The following is a 23,452-nucleotide window of genomic DNA, read 5'->3' on the forward strand; positions in this document are numbered from 1 at the left end:
TGTTCCCGGCACCGGCTGCGGTGCCGGGAACTGGTGTTCTCAGGGACCGGCCGCTGCCGTGGCCCGTGCCCAGTGGCACGCCACCTGTGCCTCACCGCCCCCGTCCAGCACCTCCGGGTCCGCCGTCCGGCACGCCCCGGCCACTCCCGCCCGTTCCGCCTCCCCGTTCGCCAGGATCTGGCAGCGAGCGTGGAAACGGCAGCCGGAGGGGACGCGGGAGGGGTCCGGAGGCTCTCCAGTCAGCACCACCGGCTCGCCCGTCGCCTCGGGGAGGACGGACAACAACGCCTGCGTGTACGGATGTCGAGGCGCGGTCAGCACCTGCTCGACCTCGCCCGTCTCCACGATCCGGCCCAGGTACATGACCGCGACCCGGTCGGCGATGTTCCAGGCGAGCCCCAGATCGTGGGTCACCACCAGGGCGGACAGGCCCAGTTCGTCGCGCAGGCGCAGCAGGAGGGCGAGGATCTCGCCGCGCACGGACGCGTCGAGGGAAGCCACCGGCTCGTCGGCGACGATGAGTTCGGGGTCCAGAACGAGGGCACCCGCGATCACCACACGCTGGCGCTGGCCGCCCGACAGTTCGTGCGGGTAGCGGAGGTAGAAGCGTTCGGGTGGCCGCAGGCCCGCCCGGGAGAGGGCGCGGGCCACTGCCGTCTGTTCGTCGCCCGGGTATCTGTGGATGCGCAGACCTTCTGCCACCGCGTCGTACACCGTGTGCCTGGGGTTCAGCGATCCGCTCGGGTCCTGGAGCACCAATTGGGCCCGCCTGCGGTACGCCTTCAGGGCAGCCGATGAGTACTTGAGCCGCTGTCCGCCGAAACTGACGCTCCCCGAGGTCGGGGGCACCAGACCGAGCAGCGTGCGGGCCAGCGTCGTCTTGCCGCACCCCGACTCGCCGACGAGCGCCACGATCTCCCCGACACGGATGTCGAGCTCGACGCCGTCCACGGCCCTGGCCGGCGCGTCACCGTGCCGCCCGGGGAACGCCACGTGCAGGCCCGTTGCCCTCAGCAGGGGTGCCGATGTCGTCATGCGCCGCTCCTCGTGACCGGTTCGGCGGTGGTCCCCGGGCCTACGTGCAGGCAAGCCGCCCTCCGACCCGCACCCGCCTCCCGCAGTACCTGGTCCTGGCTGCCGCACTGGTCCAGTGCCACCGGGCAGCGCGGATGAAAGGTGCAGCCGGTCGGCAGGTCGGCCGGGTCCGGGGGGTCGCCGGGCAGGCCGCGCGGGGCGAAGCGGGAGGAGGGGGCGCCGATGCGGGGGAACGCGGCCGACAGGGCCCTGCCGTACGGGTGCAGGGCGTTCTCGTAGACCTCCCGGGCGGGTCCTTCCTCGACCACCCGGCCCGCGTACATCACCGCGAGCCGGTCGCAGGTGTCGGCGAGGACCGCCAGATCGTGACTGATCATGATCAGGCCCAGCCCCTGTTCGGCGACGAGTCGTTCGATCAGCCGGAGAATCTGCGCCTGGATCATCACGTCCAGTGCGGTGGTCGGCTCGTCAGCGATGATCAGCCGTGGGTCGCAGGCCAGCGCCATGGCGATCATGACGCGCTGACGTTGACCGCCGGAGAGTTCGTGTGGATACGCGGACGCCCGGGACGCCGGCAGACCGACCTGTTCGAGGAGTTCACCGGTCCGCTTACGTGCGGCGGCCGTGGTGGCTGCCTTCCTGTGCAGCAGGATCGGCTCCGCGATCTGGTCGCCGACGCGGTGGACGGCGTTCAGCGAGTGCATCGCTCCCTGGAAGACGATCGACGCTCCCGCCCAGCGGACCGCCCGGACCTGCCCCCAGCGCATCGTCAGTATGTCCTCGCCGTCCAGAAGAACCTCCCCGCTGACGCGCGTGCCGGCCGGAAGCAGCCGGAGCAGAGCGAGCGCCAGGGTGGACTTCCCGCAGCCGGACTCGCCTGCGATGCCCAGTTTCCGGCCGACCGCCAGCGACAGGTCGACACCCCGTACGGCGGCCGCTCCGCCCGCGTACGACACCTCCAGCTTCCGGACCTCCAGCAGGGTCAACGTGCCACTCCCAGCCTGGGGTTGAGCACGGCTTCCACCGCGCGGCCGCACAGGGTGAACGCGAGTGCGACCACGGCGATCGCGATCCCCGGCGGCACCAGATACCACCAGGCGCCCGAGCTGACCGCGCCCGCCTCCCGGGCTTCCTGGAGCATCCCACCCCAGGACACCACCGTCGGGTCGCCCAGGCCGAGGAAGGCCAGCGTCGCCTCGGCGAGGATGGAGGAGGAGATCATGAGGGTGGTCTGGGCCAGCACCAGGGGCATCACATTGGGCAGCACATGCCGGTACATGATGTGCCGGTGCCCACCGCCGAGTGCTTGCGCGCGCTCGATGTACGGCCGCGACTCCACCGCCAGCGTCTGTGCCCGGACCAGACGAGCCGTGGTCGGCCACGATGTCACGCCGATCGCCAGGACGATCGTGCCCAGCGAGCGGGACATGACGGTGGCGAGCGCGATGGCGAGCACCAGCGTCGGCATCACCAGGAACCAGTCCGTGACCCGCATCAGCACGGTGGCGTACGCACCGCGGAAGTGCCCGGCGGTGATCCCGACCAGCGCGCCGATCGCCACCGACAGCACGGCCGCGAGCAGACCGACGAGGAGCGAGACCCGTGAACCCCAGATGACCAGGCCCAGGAGATCGCGCCCGAACCGGTCGGTGCCGAGCGGGAACTCCCCGCTCGGCACCTCCATCGGCCGGCCCGGCGCGCTGGTCACGGCGGCCACGTCGGAGCCGACCGTCAGCGGCGCGGTCAGTGCCACCACAGCGAAGAGGGCAAGGGTGGCCAGGCCCAGGAGTCCGGCGCGCCGGGTGCGGTACTGCTTCCAGAACCGGGCGGCGGATTCACGGCGGCGGCGCCGGGCGAGCGCGCGTGGGCCGGCTTTCGCCACCGGGTCGTTCGCTTCGGTCGTCATCGGCCCACCCGGGGGTCGAGCAGTGGATAGACCAGGTCGGCGAGTGTGTTCATCACGATCACCGCTGCGGCGAAGACGAAGAACAGCCCTTGGACGAGGGGGAGGTCGGGCACGCTCAGCGCCTGGTAGAAGAGCCCGCCGAGGCCCGGCCAGGAGAAGACGGTCTCGACGAGGATCACGCCGGCGACGGTCCGGCCGAGGTTGATGAAGATCAGCGTCACCGTCGGCAGCATCGCGTTCGGCACGGCGTGCCGACGTCGTACCAGGTCGTCCCTCAGCCCCTTGGCCCGCGCGGTGGTCAGATAGTCGCCGCCCATCTCGTCGAGCAGTGCCGAGCGGGCGACCAGCAGCGTCTGGCCGTACTCGACCGCGACCAGCGTGATCACCGGCAGCACGAGATGGTGGGCCACGTCGGTGACGTACGCGAAGCCCTCCTCGCCCCCCGACTCCATGCCACCGGTCGGGAAGAGCCCGGGGAGCGGGCCCGGGCCCACCGCGAAAACGATGATGAGCAGCAGGCCCAGCCAGAAGGACGGGATCGAGTAGAGGGCCAGCGCCAGACCGGTGTGCAGCCGGTCCCCGAGCCGCCCGTGCCGCCACGCCGCGCGGGTGCCCAGGAAGATGCCGAGCGAGGTGTACAGGACGAATGCGGTACCGGTGAGCAGCAGCGTGTTCGGCAGCGCCTCGGTGATCTTGTCGATGACCGGTGCCCGGAACTGGTACGACGTGCCGAGGTCACCGGTGAGCGCCTTGCCGCAGTAGTCCGTGAACTGTTCCCACAGCGGCAGGTCCAGGCCGAACTCTTCGCGGTACGCGGCCAGTTGCTCGGCCGACACCTGGCGGCCGCCCGTCATGAACTTGACGGGGTCGCCCGGGATCAGCCGGAAGAGGAAGAAGCTGGTGACGAGTACGGCGAGCAGGGAGACGGCGGCGCCCCCCAGTTTCCCCGCGACATAACGCGGATACGTGCTTCCGGTCCGCGAGCCGTGGACGGGTGGTCCGGCGAGGGCGGGTCCACCGGGGGCGGCCGGGGTGGTGGATGCCGAGTCAGCGCTCATGATCCGGCTACTCGCGGTCCCCGGCAGTCGCACGTCGGCGCATTGCCAGGAAGATCCCGGCGCCCGCGACAAGCACGACTCCCGCGGCGACGCCGACGACCACGCCGGTCGAGCCGGAGTCGTCGGACTCGCCGGAGGCGTCCGCCGGGATCGCCGACCACCAGCTCCAGTAGCCGTCCTGTCCGTAGATGTTGCCCGCGTCCTCGGGCATCGTCGTGAGCGACTTGATCTGGTCGGTGCGGTAGGCCTCGACGGCGTTCGGATACGCCATGACGTTCATGTACCCGGCGTCGTACAGCCGCGACTGCATCTGCTTGACGACGTCGGCCCGCTTCTCAGGGTCGTACTCGGCGAGTTGCTTCCCGTACAGGTCGTCGTACTTCTTGTCGCAGATGAAGTTGTCGGTCGCGCCCACGTCGTCGGGGGTGGCGGGCAGGGCTGCGCAGGTGTGGATCGACAGGACGTAGTCCGGGTCGGGGTTGACGGACCAGCCGTCGAAGGCGAGGTCGTAGGTTCCCGCGAGCCAGGGGTCCGTCACGTTGTCGAGGCAGTTGAGCGTCACGCCTATGCCCAGCTCGCCCCACCACTCAGTGAGGTACTGGCCGACCGCCTTGTCGTTCGGGTCGGTGGAGTGGCACAGGACGCGGTAGTTGATCGGTTTGCCGTCCTCGCCCACCCGTTTGCCGTCGCTGTTCTTCTTGTAGCCCGCCTCGTCCAGGAGTCCGGCTGCCTTCGCCGGGTCGTAGGAGAGTTCCTGAGTCGCCGACGGTTTCCAGAAGTAGTCGGCGAATCGGGGCGGGATGTACCCCTGGCCCTCGACCGCGTTCCCCTGGAAGACTTTGTCGATGAGGGTCTCGCGGTCGACCGCTATGAACAGGGCGTGCCGCACTCTCTCGTCGAGCAGCGAGGGGTGGCCGTCGCCGAAGCGTTCGCCGTCCTTGGAACGAGCGCCAGGGTTGACTGCGAGAGCGTAGAAGCGGCGCCCCGGGGCGTTGTTGACCTCGATGTCCTTCTGGTTCTTGAGCGCCGCCGACTGAGCGGGCGTCAGACCGCTCACGAAAGACACCTCGCCCTTCTGCAGGGCGGCGACGGCCGCGTCACCGTCCTTGTAGTACTTGAAGAGCAGCTCGTCGAACTTCGGTGCGCCGCGCCAGAAGCTCTTGTTGGGTGCGAGCCGTACGTAGCTGTCGGCCTTGTAGCCGGTGAGGACGAACGGCCCGTTGCCGACGACGGGGAAGCTCGTGTCGTTGTTGTACTGGGAGAAGTCCTCGACCTTCTCCCAGACGTGCTTGGGCACGATCGGTACATCGAGAGCGGTCATCGTGGCTTGGGGCTTGTTCAGTTCGATGACGAGTTCGGTGGGGCTCGGGGCCGTCACCTTCTTGAAATTGGAGACATAGCTGCCGTTTGCCGTGGCGGCGCCCTGGTCGGTCATCATCTTGTTGAACGTCCATGCCGCGTCCTCGGCGGTGACCTGTTCGCCGTCCGACCACCTGGAGTCGGAGCGGATCGTGTAGGTCCAGGTGAGCTTGTCGGCGGACGGCTTCCACCGGGTGGCGAGGCCCGGGATCGCGTGCGCGTCCTTGGGGTCGTAGTTGGTCAGGTACTCGTACATCAGTCGGTGGATGCTCGTGCTGACCAGGCGGGATGCCAAGAAGGGGCTCAGCGAGTCGACGCTCTGCGCGACCGCGACGGTGAGGATCTTCTTGCCCTCCGCAGCCGATGCCTGCTGAGGTGCGGGGGCGAGCGGGGAGAGGGCCAGTGCAGTGGCGGCGGTAGCGGCGACGACTCGGATTGCTCGGCCCTTCAGGCCTAAATTCTCCTTGCCGTACCGAGGGTGAGCATTCATGGAATGTGACCTCGCGTCATCACTCGTACAGGAGGGCCGGAGGGCTGCCCGAACGGATTCGGCCGCTGACGCAGATGGGGTGGGGAGGTTTCTGTGAGGGCGGTTGCCATGCGTCAACGGCTCCCTTCCCCCTAGTGGCCTGGGGAAACGCACGTTGACACGGGCTTGCCCTCGTCATTGGTTCAGACCGGCGGGTCGTTGCTGGTGGGGGAGTGACGACCCGTTGCGCGGTGACAGCCTGTGGGGGAGGGGCTGGGGCGATCCGCTCACCGGGTCGCTGTGTGCCGTTGATGATCTGCAGGGTTGGCGAGGCGGCGGTTCAACGGGCGATACCAGGCGGTTGCGTGTCTCCTGTCAGTCCCGGACGAGACAGAAGGGGTGTCCTGCGGGATCCGCGAAGATGCGCCAACTCCGCTTGCCGTCACCCCCATCGAGCAGTGTGGCGCCCTGCTTGAGGACCTCTTCCTGGGCCTGGTCCAGGTCCTTGACGCCCAGGTCGAGGTGGAATTGCTGGGGCCGGGCGGGATCTGACCACCGCGGTGGCTGATGATCTTCCACCCGCTGGAAGGCCAGCACGAACCCGTTGTCGGCGTGGAGCGTTGCCCACCCGTCGTCGACCGACCACCGTGGGTCCGGCTGGTTCACCACGCCGCCGAGAAGCGACTGGTAGAACCGGGACAACTCAACGACATCGGCACAGTCCAACACCACGCACTGCAGCTTCGAGATCACGACGGGCAGCGTAGAACAGCACCGCACACCGGGCTCTCACGATCCTGATCGCGATCTGCAGCCGGAGTACTGACTGAGAGCTCGTGCAGACAGGTGCGGTTGTGGCACCCGGCTGTCAGGCAGGCGCAGGCCTTGGTGATCATGGAATGAACAACCTGTGATCACCGGGGAGATGGCGCCTGTCCTGCCAGTCATGGCTGACCGAACCACTCCGGGAGTGAATTCTCGGAGCTGTTGCCCGAACGGCCAGTCTCTGACCCGACCCATCCGCTGGGCTGTCACCGCCCCCGCAGCAGCGTCCGGATCATCTTCAGGACGATGCTGCAGGGTCGTGTCCCGCGTCGTGGTGTACGCGATCAAGAGGTGCGCGTTCCGGTACGAGACCGCTGGCGATCTCCGCAGAGGCGGCAGTCCACGAGGCGCCCTGCTGAGGCGAGTTGAACACCCGGTCCGGCGGTGCCACCGTCCCCGACCTGCGGATTCCGGGACCTTGATCGGCTGCACCACCCGATGGGACGCCATCTGCTGCAGCTGCTTCGGTTCGGCTGCTCCCGCCAGGCGATCGCGACACGACTTGCCCGGTCGGCACGATCCGCAGCCGTCGAGACGAGTGGATCCGGATCGGCGTCTTCGCCGAACTCCACCAGATCGCACTGGCCGCCTACGACCGCATCGTTGGCCTCGTCCTCGTCCTCGACCGGATCGCTGTCGAGGGCTCGATCACCAAGGCCCCCGGCGGCGGTGAGGTCGCCGGACGCTCACCAGCCGGCTGCCGCAAACAGGGGCTGAAACGCGCGGGCATGACGGATGGATACGGCATCCCGCCGGCCCGTGTGTCGACGGGAGCCAACCGTCACGATTCCCTGCTGCTCGCGCCGACCCCGGACCGGCTGGCCGACCTCGGGCCGTTACCCGATGCCCATCACCCTCCACGCCTGGCAGAGCGCCTTCCACCGCCTCGCCCGCTGCCACGGCGCCGACCACTGATCATCGACGCCTACTTCGACCTCGCCGACACCATCATCACCGTCCGCGCCTCATCCGCCGATCCTGGCCGGCCCACCGCCGGGCGTCCCATCCGAACCGCCGCTCCTGACGATCGACGCCTGCTCGATCCCTACTGTGTCTCGTCCAGGTTCTCGGCGTAGTACTCGATCGCACGACGGTACCTCTGCACCTGCCGGTCCGTGCTGGTGGCTGCCGTTACGTTGAGCAATGTCCGCACGGCTTCGCGGGATTCACCGAGGTTGTACAACGCCATGGCCAGGAAGGTCTGCAGAGCCGCATCGTGGGGAAACTCCTCCAGGCCACGACGCAACGTTGCCAGCGACAGATCGTAGCGACCGAGCACCCTGTACGTGCTTCCGAGCCCTAGGAAAACCCCGTGCCGGTCATCGGACGACAGCCCTGAGCCGCTCAACGCCCGCTCATAGAACGGGACGGCCTCAGTCTCCAAGCCGAGGGCGTCGTGCGCCCAGGCAGCCTGATAGGCGATCGCAGCATCCTGGGGGTACCGCTCGGCCAAGCTCACCAGTTGCTCACGTGCCTGCTCGGTCCCTTCTTCCCGTAAGCGCACAGCCTGCGATAACGCCGCATCACGTTGCTCATTCATGCCGACACACACTGCCATGACAGGGGTCGGGGACATAACGCACTCGGCGTAACCACCAGTCTGCGCAAGCGGACCCCTTGAAGAAGATCACCTGTCTGCGCAGCCTCTAATTCGTTTGTCACTCGGGTCGGTGCCGGAGATGCTTGCCGGCGATGACGAAACGCACGGATACGCCTCCCGCCTGGGACGAGCGGACGCAGCTGGCCACCTTCCTCGACTACGCACGGGGCACCGCGCTCGCCAAGTGTGAGGGCGTGTCACCACAGGACGCGCGGAAGGCGCCGTTGCCGGGATCGCCGCTCATGACTCTCTGTGGGCTGATCAGTCACTTGAGATGGGTCGAGTACTACTGGGTCCAGGTGGTGTTCCTCGGGGAGGACATGGCCGGTCCGCTCGCGGAGGCGACCGACGACGACCCCGACCCCGAGATGCGCATGGCTGTCGACGTTCCGCTGTCTCAACTCCTGGCCGAGTACGAGGAGCAGAGCGGCCGTCACCATGACCTGCTCGCCGAACATGACCTGAGCAGCAAGGCCCAGCGGCCCATCGGGGACGGCCGTCACGTCGACCTCCGCTGGGTGTTCCTTCACCTCATCGAGGAGACCTCTCGGCACAACGGGCACCTTGATGTCGTACGGGAACTCGTAGACGGGCGGACTGGCGTCTGACCGAACGGACAGCAGGCGATCGTATGCGCTCGGCAGTGACCGCGGGCAACCGACACGGTGACGAGGAAGCCCTACCCGGACGACCGCTACGAGCCGCGGTCGATTCGGCACAAAAACACCGCGCCCCGCAGCTTCTACGAGCTCTGGATCGCCCCGGCGTTGGCGAGCCGGTCAACCCGGTGCCGCGGGGACGCGGCGCCGGGCGGCGTCCGCACGCTCACCACAGTTCGCTGGATCCGTACGGCAACGAGGGGCTGTCGCACTCCGATCCGAGGGTCTCGCGCCGCCGTCCCCGGCAAACGCCGGGGCGAGTGATGCATCGAACTGTCGCGGCCCCGCAATCCAACCCGGGGCTGGGCAGGCCTCGTACTGCCGATGCGTGACCTGAGGCATACCGCCGTGCCGAGAATGCCGCGGAACAGGCGGTTGTCGCGACGCGCTCAGGAACAGCCCTCCCCGCGGCCCCGCGCACGCATCACGACCACCCCGCTCGACCACGGAACCGTTGAATCGCCTGTATGTCATGACTCACCGACTCACGATGGAGACACCAGTTGAGCCTCGAACACCCCACCATCCACAGCCTCACCTTCGACTGCACCGGAGATCCGTACGACCTCGGCCTCTTCTGGAGCGAACTGCTGGGCCGTCCGCTGGCCGACGACGACAAGCCCGGTGACCCGGAGGCGTTGATCGAGGATCCGGCCGGCGGCCCGAGGCTGCTCTTCGTCCGAGTGCCCGAGGGCAAGTCGGCGAAGAACCGGCTCCACTTCGATCTGAAGCCGCACGGCCGCACCCGGGCGGAGGAGGTCGAGCGGGTGCTCGCGCTGGGCGGCCGGGTGATCGCGGACCACACCCGCCCCGACGGGGGCGGCTGGGTCCTCATGGCGGACCCCGAGGGCAACGAATTCTGTGTGGAGCGAGGGGAGTTGGGCTGACCCGGGCTCCTGGTGGGCAGCCCGTCAGGATGAGCTGCTTCCCGCCGGGCGGTTGGGGCGGAAGGCGGTGTGGCCTCCACCGCCCGGGCGCCGAACGGCATGCTGTCGCCAAGGACGGACGAGGCCCCTGCGGGAGTATCGGCCCCCTGGGCCGTTTTCTGACGGCTCTTGAAACCGTTGGTGAGCGGTTACGGACGAGTCCGGTGAGGCGGTCAGCGCCTCACGAGTCACCGCGCGCGGCGCCGACCGGTCGGATGGTCTCCGACCAAGAGCCATCAGAAGCGCCCCGGTAGGGGCTGGAACGTGCACCTGGTCCTTCAGGAGGGCGCGCATGGCTCAGCTCATGTGGCAGGCGTCCGACTGCTGCGAGGGCGGCGCCGATACCTGCATCGGCACACCCCCCACCGCCGGCCGCGCCCTCCTTCGCGACGGCGGAACCCCGGATCGTCATTGCCGCCACTTCCACGACGCAGCGCGCCCTTGGCGGAAGCGGAATCAGGGGCGTGCTGCGCCGGCCTGGCCTCAGCGCAGGCTGAAGGATCGGGGCCCATGCCGCAACGGTGGCCGGCCTGGCCCGCGACCAGTGGGCGTCCCGCCCCACCGCATACGCACGCAACCCCGAGCCTCGGCTGACTCGGGGCAGGACTCCGCGCACACGTGTGACCGAAACCTTCCAGAGCGGGGCAGGGCCTGGCCGGCGGGTGCGCAGGTGCGGCCGATCGTGACCGTGACGCCACGCAAGAGGCAATGAGTGCGTGCATCCGGAGGAGGCAGTCCCCCGGACGGGTCATACGGTGTGCCTTATATCCATTAACGGTTGATATTGACCGTTAATGGAACAGCGCGCCCGCGCTGGAGTACTGCGCACACTCGCGCACGGACGAGGAGGCACTCCATGCGTGGAGCCACGCACGCCCGATGGATCGCCGGCGCGGCGGCGGTGGCTCTCGCCGCGACCGCCTGCGGGGGCGGGGACGACGACAGCGGCGGCAGCAGCGGCAGCGGTGACAGCGGCGCGGTGCTCAGCTCCTCGTGGGGGGACCCGCAGAACCCGCTGGAGCCGGCCAACACCAACGAGGTGCAGGGCGGCAAGGTGCTCGACATGATCTTCCGCGGCCTGAAGCGGTACGACCCCAAGACCGGTGAGGCGAAGGACATGCTCGCCGAGAAGATCGAGACGACCGACTCGCAGAACTTCACCGTCACCGTCAAGGACGGCTGGACCTTCAGCAACGGCGAGAAGGTCACCGCCAAGTCCTTCGTGGACGCCTGGAACTACGGGGCCAGCCTCAAGAACAACCAGAAGAACGCGTACTTCTTCGAGTACATCCAGGGCTACGACAAGACGCACCCCGACGACGGCAGCAAACAGACCGCCGACACCCTCTCCGGGCTGAAGGTCGTCGACGACAACACCTTCACGGTCGAGCTCACCCAGAAGTTCTCGACGTTCCCCGACACCCTCGGCTACAACGCCTACGCCCCGCTGCCGCAGTCGTTCTTCACCGACCACGACGCCTGGCTGAGCAAGCCCGTCGGCAACGGCCCGTACGCCGTCGACTCGTACACCAAGGGCTCCCAGCTGTCGGTGCGGAAGTGGGACGACTACCCCGGCGAGGACAAGGCGCAGAACGGCGGTGTGGACCTGAAGGTCTACACCGACAACAACACCGCCTACACCGACCTGATGGCGGGCAACCTCGACCTCGTCGACGACGTCCCCGCCGCCCAGCTGAAGAACGTCCAGGCCGACCTCGGTGACCGGTACATCAACACCCCGGCCGGCATCATCCAGACCCTGTCCTTCCCGTTCTACGACAAGAACTGGAACAAGGACGGCTCGGAGAAGGTCCGCGAGGGGCTGTCCCGGGCGATCGACCGCGACCAGATCACCGACACCATCTTCCAGAAGACCCGCACCCCCGCCACCGACTGGACCTCCCCCGTCCTCGGCGAGGAGGGCGGCTACAAGAAGGGTCTGTGCGGGGACGCCTGCGAGTACGACGCGGACGCCGCCAAGCAGCTGATCAAGGAGGGCGGCGGCCTCCCCGGCGGCCAGGTCAAGATCACGTACAACGCGGACACCGGCTCCCACAAGCAGTGGGTCGACGCCGTCTGCAACTCCATCAACAACGCCCTCGACAACGACAAGGCGTGCGTGGGCAACCCGGTCGGCACCTTCGCCGACTACCGCAACCAGATCACCCAGCGGAAGATGAGCGGCCCGTTCCGTGCCGGCTGGCAGATGGACTACCCGCTCATCCAGAACTTCCTGCAGCCGCTCTACTACACCAACGCCTCCTCCAACGACGGCAAGTGGTCCAACGCCGACTTCGACAGGCTCGTCGACGAGGCCAACGCCGAGTCGGACACCGCGAAGGCCGTGCAGACCTTCCAGAAGGCCGAGGAGGTCGTCCGGGACAACATGGCCGCCATCCCGCTCTGGTACCAGAACGGCAGCGCGGGCTACTCGGCGCGCCTGTCCGACGTCTCCCTGAACCCGTTCAGCGTGCCGGTGTACGACCAGATCAAGGTCGGCTGACCCCCCGTGGGGCGGTACGTCGTCCGGCGCCTGCTGCAGATGATCCCGGTCTTCGTGGGCGCCACACTCCTGATCTTCCTGATGGTGAACGTGATGGGCGACCCCATCGCGGGCCTCTGCGGCGACCGGGAGTGCGATCCGGCGACGGCCGCCCAGCTGCGCCGCGAGTTCGGCCTCGACATGCCCGTCTGGCAGCAATACCTGACCTACATGGGCAATGTCTTCACCGGCGACTTCGGCACCGCGTTCAACGGGCAGGAGGTCACCGAGCTGATGGCCTCCGCCTTCCCCGTCACCATCCGGTTGACGATCGTGGCGATCCTCTTCGAGATCGTCATCGGCATCACCCTCGGTGTCGTCACCGGCCTGCGGCGCGGGCGGCCCGTCGACACCGGGGCGCTGGTGGTCACCCTGGTGGTCATCTCGGTCCCCACCTTCGTCACCGGTCTGCTGCTCCAGCTGCTGCTCGGTGTGGAGTGGGGCTGGATCAGCCCGTCGGTCTCCTCCGAAGCCCCCTTCGACGAGCTGATCGTCCCCGGGCTCGTCCTCGCCTCCGTCTCCCTGGCGTACGTCACCCGCCTGACCCGGACGTCCATCGCGGAGAACGCCCGCGCCGACTACGTCCGCACCGCCGTCGCCAAGGGACTGCCCCGGCACCGCGTGATCCGCAAACACCTGCTGCGGAACTCCCTGATCCCCGTGGTCACCTTCATCGGCACCGACATCGGAGCCCTCATGGGCGGCGCGATCGTCACCGAGCGGATCTTCAACATCCACGGCGTCGGCTACCAGCTCTACCAGGGCATCCTCCGCCAGAACACCCAGACCGTCGTCGGCTTCGTGACCGTCCTCGTCCTGGTGTTCCTGGCCGCCAACCTGATCGTCGACCTCCTCTACGCCGTACTCGACCCGAGGATCCGCTATGCCTGAGCCGCAGCCCCCGGAGCCGCACGTCTCGGGCGGTCAACGCGCCACCGAGAACGGGGCGATCGCCGCGACGGGGCTGGACGGCACCATGGATCTGGCCACCACCGAGGGGGAGACCCTGGAGAAGCGACTGGGCGACGCCCCGGCGGTTGGCGGCCCGTCCGACAAGGCCCGCAGTCTGTGGTCCGACGCCTGGCGCGACCTGCGCCGCAACCCCGTCTTCATCATCTCGGCGCTGGTGATCCTCTTCCTGGTCGTGATCTCCCTCTGGCCGTCGCTGATCGCCTCCGGCAACCCGCTCAAGTGCGACCTGTCCAAGGCCCAGGAGGGCGCGCAGCCCGGCCACCCCTTCGGGTACGACGGCCAGGGCTGCGACGTGTACACCCGTACCGTCTACGGGGCGCGGATCTCCATCGCCGTCGGTGTCTGCGCCACGCTCGGGGTCGCGCTCCTCGGGTCGGTGCTCGGCGGGCTCGCCGGGTTCTTCGGCGGCCACTCGGACTCGTTCCTGTCCCGGATCACCGACGTCTTCTTCGCGATCCCGGTCGTGCTCGGCGGCCTGGTACTGCTGTCCGTGGTCACCAGCAACAGCATCTGGCCGGTGATCGGCTTCATGGTGCTGCTCGGCTGGCCGCAGATCTCCCGCATCGCCCGGGGCGCGGTCATCACCGCCAAACAGAACGACTACGTCCAGGCCGCCCGCGCCCTGGGCGCCTCCAACTCCCGCATGCTGCTACGGCACATCACCCCGAACGCCGTCGCCCCGGTCATCGTCGTCGCCACCATCGCCCTCGGCACGTACATCGCGCTGGAGGCGACCCTCTCCTACCTCGGCGTCGGCCTGAAACCGCCCAGCGTCTCCTGGGGCATCGACATCTCGGCGGCCTCCCCGTACATCCGCAACGCCCCGCACGCACTCCTGTGGCCCTCCGGCGCCCTCGCGATCACCGTCCTGGCGTTCATCATGCTGGGCGACGCGGTGCGCGACGCCCTCGACCCGAAGTTGAGGTGAGCGGTGGTCATGTCGCCGGGGTCGCGTGGTCCGTGGGTGGGGTGCCGGGACGGTGGTGGGCGTGGGCGGGGCCACGCGCTGTTGTGGCCCTCCGGGACGCCGGTGGCCACCGTTCCGGAGCGTTCCTCCATGCTGGGCGACGCGGTGCGCGACGCCCTCGACCCGAAGTTGAGGTGAGCGGTGGTCATGTCGCCGGGGTCGCGTGGTCCGTGGGTGGGGTGCCGGGACGGTGGTGGGCGTGGGCGGGGCCACGCGCTGTTGTGGCCCTCCGGGACGCCGGTGGTCACCGTTCCGGAGCGTTCCTCCATGCCGGGCGACGCGGTGCGCGACGCCCTCGACCCGAAGCTGAGGTGAGCCGCCGTCATGCTGCTCGAAGTGCGTGATCTGCACGTGGAGTTCCGGACGCGGGACGGGGTCGCCAAAGCGGTCAACGGGGTCGACTACGGGGTGGACGAGGGGCAGACGCTGGCCGTGCTCGGGGAGTCCGGCTCCGGGAAGTCGGTCACCGCGCAGGCGATCATGGGCATCCTCGACATGCCGCCCGGGAGGATCACCGGCGGCGAGATCCTCTTCAAGGGCCAGGACCTGCTGAAGCTCAAGGAGGAGGAGCGCCGGAAGATCCGCGGGGCCGAGATGGCGATGATCTTCCAGGACGCCCTGTCCTCCCTCAATCCCGTCCTGTCCGTCGGCGACCAGCTCGGCGAGATGTTCGTGGTGCACCGGGGCATGTCGAGGAAGGACGCCCGCACCAAGGCCGTGGAGCTGATGGACCGGGTCCGTATCCCGGGCGCCAAGGAGCGCGTACGGGACTATCCGCACCAGTTCTCCGGCGGTATGCGCCAGCGCATCATGATCGCCATGGCGCTGGCCCTGGAACCGGCGCTGATCATCGCCGACGAGCCGACGACCGCGCTGGACGTCACCGTCCAGGCCCAGGTCATGGACCTCCTGGCCGAACTCCAGCGTGAACTGCGCATGGGCCTCGTCCTCATCACCCACGACCTAGGAGTCGTCGCGGACGTAGCCGACCGCATCGCCGTGATGTACGCGGGCCGGATCGTGGAGTCCGCTCCGGTCCACGACATCTACAAGGCACCGGCCCACCCGTACACCCGGGGCCTCCTCGACTCGATCCCGCGACTGGACCAGAAGGGCCAGGAGCTGTACGCGATCAAGGGCCTGCCGCCCAACCTCATGAACATCCCGCCCGGCTGCGCCTTCAACCCCCGCTGCCCGATGGCCCGCGACGTGTGCCGGACCGACGTACCCCCGCTGTACGACGTGGAGCCGTCGGACGGGATCCGGATGAGCGCCTGCCACTTCTGGAGGGAGTGCCTCGATGACCACGACGACCGAGACGGCCACACCGGCTGAGCCGATCCTGGAGGTCAGCGGCCTGGTCAAGCACTACCCGCTCACCCAGGGCATCCTCTTCAAGAAGCAGGTCGGCGCGGTGAAGGCCGTCGACGGCGTCGACTTCGCACTGGGCGCGGGGGAAACCCTCGGCATCGTCGGCGAGTCCGGCTGCGGCAAGTCCACGGTCGCAAAGATGCTGGTCAACCTGGAACGGCCGACCGCCGGTTCGATCCGCTACAAGGGCGAGGACATCACCAAGCTCTCCGGCAAGGCCCTCAAGACCGTCCGCCGCAACATCCAGATGGTCTTCCAGGACCCGTACACCTCCCTCAACCCCCGCATGACCGTCGGCGACATCATCGGGGAGCCGTACGACATCCACCCCGAGGTCGCGCCCAAGGGCGACCGCCGGCGCCGGGTGCAGGAACTCCTCGACGTGGTCGGCCTCAACCCCGAGTACATCAACCGCTACCCGCACCAGTTCTCCGGCGGCCAGCGCCAGCGCATCGGCATCGCGCGCGGGCTGGCGCTCCGTCCCGAGATCATCGTCGCCGACGAACCCGTCTCCGCCCTCGACGTCTCCGTCCAGGCCCAGGTCATCAACCTGCTGGACCGGCTCCAGGGCGAGTTCGGACTGTCGTACGTGTTCATCGCGCACGACCTGTCGATCGTGCGGCACATCTCCGACCGGGTCGGCGTGATGTACCTCGGGCGGATCGTGGAGATCGGCCGCGACGCCGAGATCTACGACCATCCGACGCATCCCTACACCCAGGCGCTGCTGTCCGCCGTGCCCGTCCCGGACCCCGAGGCCCGCGAGCACCGGGAGCGGATCATCCTCTTCGGTGATGTGCCCTCCCCGACGAACATCCCGTCCGGGTGCCGCTTCCGCACACGCTGCTGGAAGGCCCGGGAGCGCTGCGCGCTGGAGGTGCCGCTGCTCGCGGTCCCGGCGGAGTTCCGGCTCACGACCGGCCCGGCCGCCCATGACTCGGCCTGCCATTTCGCGGAGGAGAAGCAGGTGGTGCCTTCGGAGGAACCGACCGAGGAACCGGCTGAGGGGTCGGGTTCGGCTGAGGGGTCGGCGGAGGAATCTACCGATGATCATGTGGATGGGGCGGAATAGGCGTATAAATGCGCACCAACCGCGTTAACACACAGGCAACTTGGCTGACGTCGTTCCGATATACGGACGCGCGAATCTAAATCGCGTACGGCCGTGCGGGTGCCGTAAACGGGCCGGGGCTCGCCATGTAGCCCCGGCCCGTTGCCGTGCCCGCCCGTGCCTAGGTCAGTCCCAGCGAGCGCTTCAGGAAGTCCACCTGGAGCAGCAGCAGGTTCTCCGCGACCTGTTCCTGGGGGGTGATGTGGGTGACCCCGGAGAGCGGCAGGACCTCGTGGGGGCGTCCGGCCGCGAGGAGCGCGGAGGACAGGCGCAGGGCGTGGGCGAAGACGACGTTGTCGTCGGCGGTGCCGTGCACGATCATCAGCGGACGGTGCGGCTCGGCGGGCGCGGACAGCCCCTCGCCCGTGATCAGCGAACTCTTCGCGTACGCCTCCGGAGCCGTCGTCGGATCACCCAGGTACCGCTCGGTGTAGTGCGTGTCGTACAGCCGCCAGTCGGTGACCGGGGCACCCGCGATGCCCGCGTGGAAGACGTCCGGCCGGCGCAGCACGGCGAGAGCCGCGAGCCAACCGCCGTACGACCAGCCGCGGATCGCCACCCGGGACAGGTCCAGCGGATGCGAGGCCGCCAGGCCGTGCAGTGCCTCCACCTGGTCGTCCAGGGAGAGCGTGAAGTCGCCGTCGATCTCCTTCTCCCAGGCGGGGGAGCGGCCGGGGGTGCCGCGCCCGTCGGCGACCACCACCGCGAAACCCTGGTCGGCGAACCACTGCGAGGTCAGGTGCGCGTTGTGGGCGGCGAGCACCCGGGGGCCGTGCGGACCGCCGTAGGGGTCCATGAGAACCGGCAGGGGTGTGACCCCGTCGTAGTCCCTGGGCATAAGCAGGGCGCACGGTACGCGGCGTGCGCCCCCCTGTGTAAACCGTACGCGCGGGGACATACCGGGGTCTTCCGCGCGAGACGTCACGGTCGCCACGGGCTTGCCGGCCCGCAGCACCTGCACGCGGGCGCCCGCCCTCTCCGGAACGGCCGAGATGAGCACGGTCACGCCCCCGGCGCGTACCGCCGAGTGCACGCCGGGTTCCTGTGAGACGCGCTCCACGCCCAGCTCGTTCACGCGGTAGACGTGGATCTCTCCGATCTCCGGGTCGGCCGCCGACTCGCCTGCGGACGCGGAGACCAGCACGTCGGCGTCGGCCACGTCGAGCACCGCGCGGACGTGCAACTGCGTTCCCGTCAGCGGGCGTTCGCCGACCGCCAGCACCCGCGCGCCGCCCTCGTCCGCGACACGCACGAGCTGCCCCGACGGACTCCACGAGGGCACCCCAGGGAAAAGATCAAGCCAATGTGGATCTTCGTCGGCGTGCACCATCCGGGTCGCCCCCGAGTCCGGGTCCACGGCCAGGAACAGCTGGCTGCGCTGGTCCCGCGCCTGCACCAGGAGCAGTGGCGCACCCGCCGCTGACCAGTGCACATGCGCCAGATACGGGTAGCGCGCCCGGTCCCACACGACCTCCGTGCGGGTCCCGGAGAGGTCGATCACGAAGAGCCTGACGTCCGCGTTGGCGGTTCCGGCCGCCGGATACGCAACCCGCTGCGGGTCCCTCTCGGGCTGCGCGGGGTCGGAGATCCACCAGCGGCGCACCGGCGTGTCGTCCACGCGCGCCACCAGCAGGCGGTCCGACTCGGGCGACCACCAGAAGCCACGTGAACGGCCCATCTCCTCGGCCGCGATGAACTCCGCCAGACCATGGGTGACGTTCTCCGGTCCCTCCTCCGTGAGCGCCAGGTCGTCGCCGCCCTCCGCCCCGACGACCCGCAGCGCGCCCCCGGCGACGTACGCGACGTACCGGCCGTCGGGGGAGGGGCGGGGGTCGATGACCGGTCCGGGAACATCCAGCTCACGTGTCGTGCCGGCTTGCAGCTCGGCCACGAAAAGCCGTCCCGACAAGGCGAAGGAGGCCAGCTCCACGGCCGCGTCGGTGGCGTAGCCGACGATCCCGGCGCCGCCCTCGCGCAGACGCTCACGGCGCGCTCGCTCCTCGGCCGACAACTTCTCCGAGGAGCCGGCGAGCAGCGTGCCCGGGTCGGCCGCCACCCTCTCCCGGCCCTCGGCCGGGGGGACTTCCGTCCCGCTTCGCCCGTCGCCGTCCCGGAGGTCCAGCACCCACAGCTTGCCTGCCCGCTCGGTGCCGGAGGAGGACCGCAGAAACACCACACGGGAGCCGTCCGGAGCGACGGAGAAAGCCCGTGGCGCACCGAGGGTGAAACGCTGTGTCCGGGCGTGTCGGCGGGGAAAGGACTCGGGCTGGGTCGTCATGCTCCGACCATATTGGCCATGCGCCCCCTTGTGCGGCCGTGCGCCGATCGATGCGCGCGTATGGATAGTTATGATCACTACCGCTGGGTGGGTATGAACCTGCTGGCCGCTGTATGGATTTACAACTGCGTCACCCACGTCACCGGTTGACGACGGCTTCGCCGTCAGCCCTCGACAACTGCTTCGCTCCCCAGGTCCCAGGGAACTTTTGGAGGTGAGCCGCCGTGGCACTCTCGATTTCGGCGGTGGTGCTGCTGGCGATCATCGTCTTCATCCTGATCAAGAAGTCAGGGTTGAAGGCACCACACGCGATCATCTGTATCCTGCTCGGCTTCTACCTCGCCTCCTCGACCATCGCGCCGACGATCAGCGAGCTGACGACCAACATCGCGGGCATGATCGGCAGCATCAAGTTCTGACGCCTCCGGCCGCCGGGATCTCCCCGTGCCTGGCTGTCCCGCCAGGCCCTCGACCCTCGCGGCCGACCGTTCCTGTGAATGCCCGCGCCCGGCACGGACGCGGGCCGGGCGCCTCGTAGGGTGGGTCCATGACGGATCTGCCCTCCCCCGGCCCTCGGCAGGGGGGACCCCCATCTCGCGTCGCTCGCCGACTGCTCCTGGTGCACGCGCACCCGGACGACGAGTCGATCAACAACGGCGCGACCATGGCCAAGTACGCGGCCGAGGGAGCGCGGGTGACGCTGGTGACCTGCACCCTCGGCGAGGAGGGCGAGGTCATCCCGCCCCGTCTCGCGCACCTCGCGCCCGACCGTGACGACACACTGGGCCCCCACCGGGTGGACGAGCTGGCCGAGGCCATGAAGGAACTCGGCGTCACCGACCACCGCTTCCTCGGCGGCCCCGGCCGCTACCGCGACTCCGGGATGATGGGCGTCGAACAGAACGAGCGCCCCGGCGCCTTCTGGTCCGCCGACGTCGACGAGGCCGCCACCCACCTGGTCCGGGTGATCCGCGAGGTCCGTCCCCAGGTCCTCGTCACCTACGACCCCAACGGCGGATACGGCCACCCCGACCACATCCAGGCCCACCGCGTCGCCATGCGCGCCGCCGGCCTGACCTCCGACCCGGACTTCCGCCCCGACCTGGGCGAGCCCTGGGACATCGACAAGGTCTACTGGAACCGGGTGCCGCGCGGGGTGCTCCTGGAGGGCTTCAGCAGGCTCCGCCGCGACCTCGCCGAGCCCGGACGGCTGCCGTTCAAGCAGGCCGCGAGCGTCACGGATGTGCCCGGAGTGGTGGACGACCACATCGTCACCACCGAGATCGACGGCACCGACTTCGCGGCAGCGAAGGCCGCCGCGATGCGGGCGCACGCCACCCAGATCGAGGTCGCCGAGCCGTACTTCGCCCTCTCCAACGCGCTGGCCCAGCCCTTCCTGAGCACCGAGTACTACGAGTTGGTACGCGGCAGACGCGAAGGCGGGAGCCGGGAGAGCGACTTGTTCGAGGGGATTCCCGATTTTTCTTTCGAGGAACGGCAGAACGGAACGGCCCTGTGATGCGTACGCATGGGTATGACAAACGAGTGGTGCGCCCGCACGTCTGCCGAGAGGCGGTCCGGCGATGAAGCAGACGGACCGGCCGACGGGCGGGCAAGGCGGCGCGCTCGCCCAGCCGTTGATGTTCCCCCCGCTGGCGCGCGCCGCCGCCCACCTGGGGCTCTTCGCGCTGGGAGCGGTGGTCGGCCTGGCCGGCGGGCTGCTCCAAGCAGCCTGGTTCCCCGGCGGATTGCTGCTCGCGCTGCTGGGCGCGGCCGGGCTCTTCCTGGGGGGAGCGCGGGCGACGGACGGCCGGGCGGGGGCCGTTGCACCGGCCGCCGGCTGGATGATCTCCGTCGTCCTGCTGACGTCCACCCGGCCGGAGGGGGACTTCCTGTTCGGCGCGGGAGTCGGCTCGTACCTCTTCCTGCTCGGTGGCATGGCTGTGGCTGTGATGTGCGCCACCCTTGGGTGGGGGCGGCAACCGACCGGGCCCGATGCCCGACTTGGGAAGTGACCACCACTTCGCCGCAGTGTGCGGGTGCGGGTCCGGTGTGGGTTTCCCACGCGGTCGTGGGATACGCGCCGGAAGTGGCCAGTATGGTGGTGCGCGCCGCCGAGCTGCCCGCTGAGTTGAGGTCGTGACGGGCGGCGGAGCAAACCGGGAGAACCTGCCTTGAGTCGTGAAACTGACACTTCGTCCTCCGGGGCCAATGGGCGCGGCAGCACCGCGTACCCGTCGGGGACACCGCCGTACGGCACGCCCATGGCCACCGAGGCCGGTGCCGAGGCGGCCCGTGCGGCCGCCGGCGAGCGACCGGACGGACCCAGGACCGAGACCACGCTGACCACGCGGGTCCGGATCAACATCCCCGGCTCGCGCCCGATCCCGCCGGTCGTCGTCCGTAAGCCGGTCGGCGACGGCGAGGGCGCAGCGGACGCCACCGGGTCCGAGTCGGAGACCACCGGCACCACGGCCATGCCCGTGTTCACGGACACACCGGCGCCCGCGCCCGAACCTGCCGCGCCGGCCGACGACAAGCCCGCCAGCGACTGGTTCGCGCCCCGCAGGGGCTCCACCCCGCCTCCCAAGGGCGCGGGCGGGGGCGCCAGCAACGGGGCAGGGTTCTCCACCGGTGCCATCGGCGGGCCGGGCCCCGGCGCGCCGGGCGGTCCCGGCACGGGCCCGATGTCCGGCGGCCCCGGCGGCGCACAGCCCGGTGGCCCGCGCCCCGGTGCCACCGCCGGCCCCAGGCCCGGCGGTACGAACGGCGCCGGGCTCCCCGGTGCCACGGGCGGCCAGCCGGTCGCACCCGGCCACGGTGGCGGCACCGGCTCCTTCGACGTCTCGGCCGCCCTGGCGGGCACCAAGCCCGAGCGCGACGACCTGCCGTACTTCTCGGACAACGGCGGCGGCCGCCCCGGCGGCCCGAACGGCCACCCCGGCCCGGCGGGCCCCACCGGCGGTCCCGTCACCGGCGACAGCCCGCTCGGCCCTCCGCCCGCCCAGGGCGGTGCCGGCAACCCCGGCTACCAGGGCAACCCCTTCGGCGGCCCCGACGCCGACTTCTCCGCGCCCGGTGCCTCCGGCGGCTACGCCCGTCCCGGCGGCGGCATCAGCGACGACACCGCGGTCCTCACCCCGCAGCGGCACGCCCCCGAGCCGGGCACTCCGGGCTACGGCGGCCCCGGCCCTCACGTCGACAACCCCTCCGGGCACACCCTGACCAGCGGTATCCCGGTCGTGCCCCCCGGCAGCCAGGGCACACCGTTCGGCGCGGGCGGCCCCGACGGCGCGGTGCAGCACACCCCGCCGAAGCTGCCCGACCCCGGTCCGCAGGCGAAGTCAGGCCCGGCGAAGAACACGAAGTCCGCCAAGCCGGCCAAGAAGAAGGGCCGCAGCAAGCTCGGTCTGCTCATCGGCGGAGTGGTCGTCCTCGGCGGCGGTGTCTACGGCGCCGGTCTGCTGATGAACCACTCCGACGTTCCCAAGGGCACCACCGTCCTCGGCGTCGACATCGGCGGCGGCACCCGTGACGAGGCCGTCAACAAGCTCGACCAGGCCTTCGGCAAGAGCACGAACGAGGCGCTGAAGCTCACGGTCGACGGCGAGACGGTCTCCCTCAGGCCCGACCAGGCCGGACTGCAGTTCGACAAGCAGGCCACGGTCAGCGCCGCCGCCGTCAGCGACTACAACCCCGTCTCCGTGATCGGCGCGCTCTTCGGCCAGAAGCGGGTCGTCGCGCCCGTCATGCCCGTCGACGAGGAGAAGCTGGAGGCCGCCCTGCAGCGCGCCGCCGGCAGCTCCGGCTCGGCCAGCGACGGCACCGTCAAGTACGAGGCCGGCAAGGCCGTCGCGGTCTACGGCAAGGCGGGCAAGGGCATCGACGTCGACGAGTCCACCGACGCCGTCGAGAAGGCCTACCGCACCCAGGTCGAGACCGGCCAGGTCACCGCCGTGCAGCTGCCGACCACGACCAAGGAGCCGTCGGTCGGCAAGGCCGAGGTCGACCGGTTCATGAAGGAGTTCGCGCAGCCGGCCATGTCGGGCAGGGTGACCGTCCAGACGGACGCCGCGCACAGCGTCCCGATGAGCCCGGAGAACTCCCTCTGGAGGTTCATGACCGTCAAGACGGTCGACGGCAAGCTCGTCGACTCCTACGACGAGAAGGCCCTCAAGGAGCTCTACGGCGGCACCTTCGACGGTGTGCTGATCACCCGCGGCAACGGCGAGAAGACCCCGGTCACCGTGGAGGACGTCTACGGCGCCCTCCGCCTGGCGCTGAAGAGCACGACGGACCGCACGGCGGTCATCGAGACGGACCCGAGCTAGCCGGTACGAGAGCAGCGCGCAGGGGGCACCCGGCACACGCAGG

Annotated in this window: 19 protein-coding genes and 3 pseudogenes; 14 read left to right on the forward strand and 8 right to left on the reverse strand. The window is 69.5% G+C overall.

The window, feature by feature from the left end; genetic code table 11:
- Nucleotides 1-39: 39 nt before the first annotated feature.
- The 6 genes from OG858_RS30015 to OG858_RS30040 all read right to left on the reverse strand — a co-directional run bounded on the left by OG858_RS30015 (nt 40) and on the right by OG858_RS30040 (nt 6,580).
- Nucleotides 40-1,035: an oligopeptide/dipeptide ABC transporter ATP-binding protein gene (locus OG858_RS30015; RefSeq protein WP_086746384.1), complete on the reverse strand. Its 996-nt coding sequence runs from the start codon at nt 1,033-1,035 to the stop codon at nt 40-42.
- Nucleotides 1,032-2,021: an ABC transporter ATP-binding protein gene (locus tag OG858_RS30020; RefSeq protein WP_319066496.1), complete on the reverse strand. Its 990-nt coding sequence runs from the start codon at nt 2,019-2,021 to the stop codon at nt 1,032-1,034. Before OG858_RS30020 ends, OG858_RS30015 begins: the two co-directional genes overlap by 4 nt.
- Nucleotides 2,018-2,941: an ABC transporter permease gene (locus tag OG858_RS30025; protein WP_319262932.1), complete on the reverse strand. Its 924-nt coding sequence runs from the start codon at nt 2,939-2,941 to the stop codon at nt 2,018-2,020. The genes OG858_RS30020 and OG858_RS30025 overlap by 4 nt, the downstream gene beginning before the upstream one ends.
- Complete coding sequence (locus OG858_RS30030) at nt 2,938-3,999, reverse strand: ABC transporter permease (RefSeq protein WP_319066500.1); 1,062 nt, start codon at nt 3,997-3,999, stop codon at nt 2,938-2,940. Before OG858_RS30030 ends, OG858_RS30025 begins: the two co-directional genes overlap by 4 nt.
- 7 nt (nt 4,000-4,006) lie before the next feature.
- Nucleotides 4,007-5,848 carry an ABC transporter substrate-binding protein gene (locus OG858_RS30035; protein WP_327724840.1) on the reverse strand — a complete coding sequence of 614 codons (1,842 nt, stop codon included), beginning with the start codon at nt 5,846-5,848 and terminating at the stop codon, nt 4,007-4,009.
- 354 nt (nt 5,849-6,202) lie between these two features.
- Nucleotides 6,203-6,580 (reverse strand): VOC family protein, encoded by a 378-nt coding sequence (locus tag OG858_RS30040; RefSeq protein WP_086746148.1) that lies wholly within the window; start codon nt 6,578-6,580, stop codon nt 6,203-6,205.
- 179 nt (nt 6,581-6,759) lie between these two features.
- Here OG858_RS30040 and OG858_RS30045 point away from each other — a divergent pair.
- Nucleotides 6,760-6,892 (forward strand): annotated as a pseudogene (locus OG858_RS30045) (IS5/IS1182 family transposase); the annotation flags it as partial.
- A gap of 204 nt (nt 6,893-7,096) precedes the next feature.
- Nucleotides 7,097-7,676 (forward strand): annotated as a pseudogene (locus tag OG858_RS30050) (IS5/IS1182 family transposase); the annotation flags it as partial.
- A 21-nt stretch (nt 7,677-7,697) separates the two neighbouring features.
- On the opposite strand, the gene OG858_RS30055 reads toward OG858_RS30050, so the two are convergent.
- Nucleotides 7,698-8,192, reverse strand: coding sequence for a tetratricopeptide repeat protein (locus OG858_RS30055; protein WP_086746151.1), 495 nt, complete (start codon nt 8,190-8,192; stop codon nt 7,698-7,700).
- 152 nt (nt 8,193-8,344) lie between these two features.
- Here OG858_RS30055 and OG858_RS30060 point away from each other — a divergent pair, with 152 nt between their 5' ends.
- From OG858_RS30060 to OG858_RS30100, 8 genes and pseudogenes are all read left to right on the forward strand, one after another.
- Entirely contained in the window at nt 8,345-8,860 is a 516-nt protein-coding gene (locus OG858_RS30060; protein WP_328544248.1) for a DinB family protein, read from the forward strand.
- A gap of 554 nt (nt 8,861-9,414) precedes the next feature.
- Nucleotides 9,415-9,798: a VOC family protein gene (locus tag OG858_RS30065; protein ID WP_086746146.1), complete on the forward strand. Its 384-nt coding sequence runs from the start codon at nt 9,415-9,417 to the stop codon at nt 9,796-9,798.
- An 895-nt stretch (nt 9,799-10,693) separates the two neighbouring features.
- Nucleotides 10,694-12,340, forward strand: a complete 1,647-nt coding sequence (locus tag OG858_RS30070; RefSeq protein WP_328544247.1) for a peptide ABC transporter substrate-binding protein — start codon at nt 10,694-10,696, stop codon at nt 12,338-12,340.
- 6 nt (nt 12,341-12,346) lie between these two features.
- Nucleotides 12,347-13,270: an ABC transporter permease gene (locus OG858_RS30075; RefSeq protein WP_086746144.1), complete on the forward strand. Its 924-nt coding sequence runs from the start codon at nt 12,347-12,349 to the stop codon at nt 13,268-13,270.
- Entirely contained in the window at nt 13,263-14,279 is a 1,017-nt protein-coding gene (locus OG858_RS30080; RefSeq protein ID WP_319317514.1) for an ABC transporter permease, read from the forward strand. The genes OG858_RS30075 and OG858_RS30080 overlap by 8 nt, the downstream gene beginning before the upstream one ends.
- A gap of 60 nt (nt 14,280-14,339) precedes the next feature.
- Nucleotides 14,340-14,456, forward strand: a pseudogene (locus OG858_RS48560) (ABC transporter permease); the annotation flags it as partial.
- 186 nt (nt 14,457-14,642) lie between these two features.
- Entirely contained in the window at nt 14,643-15,653 is a 1,011-nt protein-coding gene (locus OG858_RS30095; protein WP_086746143.1) for an ABC transporter ATP-binding protein, read from the forward strand.
- On the forward strand, nt 15,619-16,761 hold the full coding sequence (locus OG858_RS30100) for an ABC transporter ATP-binding protein (protein WP_086746142.1): 1,143 nt from the start codon (nt 15,619-15,621) through the stop codon (nt 16,759-16,761). The genes OG858_RS30095 and OG858_RS30100 overlap by 35 nt, the downstream gene beginning before the upstream one ends.
- 160 nt (nt 16,762-16,921) lie before the next feature.
- Here the strand turns inward: OG858_RS30100 and OG858_RS30105 are convergent, their stop codons facing one another.
- Nucleotides 16,922-19,078 carry a S9 family peptidase gene (locus OG858_RS30105; RefSeq protein ID WP_086746141.1) on the reverse strand — a complete coding sequence of 719 codons (2,157 nt, stop codon included), beginning with the start codon at nt 19,076-19,078 and terminating at the stop codon, nt 16,922-16,924.
- A gap of 224 nt (nt 19,079-19,302) precedes the next feature.
- On the opposite strand from OG858_RS30105, the gene OG858_RS30110 reads away from it, so the two are divergent.
- The 4 genes from OG858_RS30110 to OG858_RS30125 all read left to right on the forward strand — a co-directional run bounded on the left by OG858_RS30110 (nt 19,303) and on the right by OG858_RS30125 (nt 23,409).
- On the forward strand, nt 19,303-19,497 hold the full coding sequence (locus tag OG858_RS30110) for a hypothetical protein (protein WP_005480627.1): 195 nt from the start codon (nt 19,303-19,305) through the stop codon (nt 19,495-19,497).
- Nucleotides 19,498-19,625: 128 nt separating this feature from the next.
- The gene (mshB, locus tag OG858_RS30115; protein ID WP_319066507.1) at nt 19,626-20,597 is read left to right on the forward strand and encodes an N-acetyl-1-D-myo-inositol-2-amino-2-deoxy-alpha-D-glucopyranoside deacetylase; all 972 of its coding nucleotides are present in this window, start codon (nt 19,626-19,628) and stop codon (nt 20,595-20,597) included.
- Nucleotides 20,598-20,661: 64 nt separating this feature from the next.
- Nucleotides 20,662-21,093 (forward strand): DUF6113 family protein, encoded by a 432-nt coding sequence (locus tag OG858_RS30120; RefSeq protein WP_319262920.1) that lies wholly within the window; start codon nt 20,662-20,664, stop codon nt 21,091-21,093.
- A 159-nt stretch (nt 21,094-21,252) separates the two neighbouring features.
- Complete coding sequence (locus OG858_RS30125; RefSeq protein WP_456243139.1) at nt 21,253-23,409, forward strand: hypothetical protein; 2,157 nt, start codon at nt 21,253-21,255, stop codon at nt 23,407-23,409.
- The last annotated feature ends 43 nt before the right edge of the window (nt 23,410-23,452 follow it).

The sequence above is a fragment of the Streptomyces europaeiscabiei genome (assembly GCF_036346855.1).
Taxonomy (GTDB): Bacteria; Actinomycetota; Actinomycetes; order Streptomycetales; family Streptomycetaceae; genus Streptomyces; species Streptomyces europaeiscabiei.

What these genes read in the sequence shown, in the direction of transcription:
- OG858_RS30100 (WP_086746142.1), top strand. Translation starts at nt 15,619, where the DNA reads ATGACCACGACGACCGAGACGGCCACACCGGCTGAGCCGATCCTGGAG.
- OG858_RS30035 (WP_327724840.1), bottom strand. Translation starts at nt 5,848, where the DNA reads ATGAATGCTCACCCTCGGTACGGCAAGGAGAATTTAGGCCTGAAGGGC.
- OG858_RS30055 (WP_086746151.1), bottom strand. Translation starts at nt 8,192, where the DNA reads ATGAATGAGCAACGTGATGCGGCGTTATCGCAGGCTGTGCGCTTACGG.
- OG858_RS30025 (WP_319262932.1), bottom strand. Translation starts at nt 2,941, where the DNA reads ATGACGACCGAAGCGAACGACCCGGTGGCGAAAGCCGGCCCACGCGCG.
- OG858_RS30070 (WP_328544247.1), top strand. Translation starts at nt 10,694, where the DNA reads ATGCGTGGAGCCACGCACGCCCGATGGATCGCCGGCGCGGCGGCGGTG.
- OG858_RS30015 (WP_086746384.1), bottom strand. Translation starts at nt 1,035, where the DNA reads ATGACGACATCGGCACCCCTGCTGAGGGCAACGGGCCTGCACGTGGCG.
- OG858_RS30105 (WP_086746141.1), bottom strand. Translation starts at nt 19,078, where the DNA reads ATGACGACCCAGCCCGAGTCCTTTCCCCGCCGACACGCCCGGACACAG.
- OG858_RS30030 (WP_319066500.1), bottom strand. Translation starts at nt 3,999, where the DNA reads ATGAGCGCTGACTCGGCATCCACCACCCCGGCCGCCCCCGGTGGACCC.
- OG858_RS30120 (WP_319262920.1), top strand. Translation starts at nt 20,662, where the DNA reads ATGAAGCAGACGGACCGGCCGACGGGCGGGCAAGGCGGCGCGCTCGCC.
- OG858_RS30060 (WP_328544248.1), top strand. Translation starts at nt 8,345, where the DNA reads ATGACGAAACGCACGGATACGCCTCCCGCCTGGGACGAGCGGACGCAG.
- OG858_RS30080 (WP_319317514.1), top strand. Translation starts at nt 13,263, where the DNA reads ATGCCTGAGCCGCAGCCCCCGGAGCCGCACGTCTCGGGCGGTCAACGC.
- OG858_RS30095 (WP_086746143.1), top strand. Translation starts at nt 14,643, where the DNA reads ATGCTGCTCGAAGTGCGTGATCTGCACGTGGAGTTCCGGACGCGGGAC.
- mshB (WP_319066507.1), top strand. Translation starts at nt 19,626, where the DNA reads ATGACGGATCTGCCCTCCCCCGGCCCTCGGCAGGGGGGACCCCCATCT.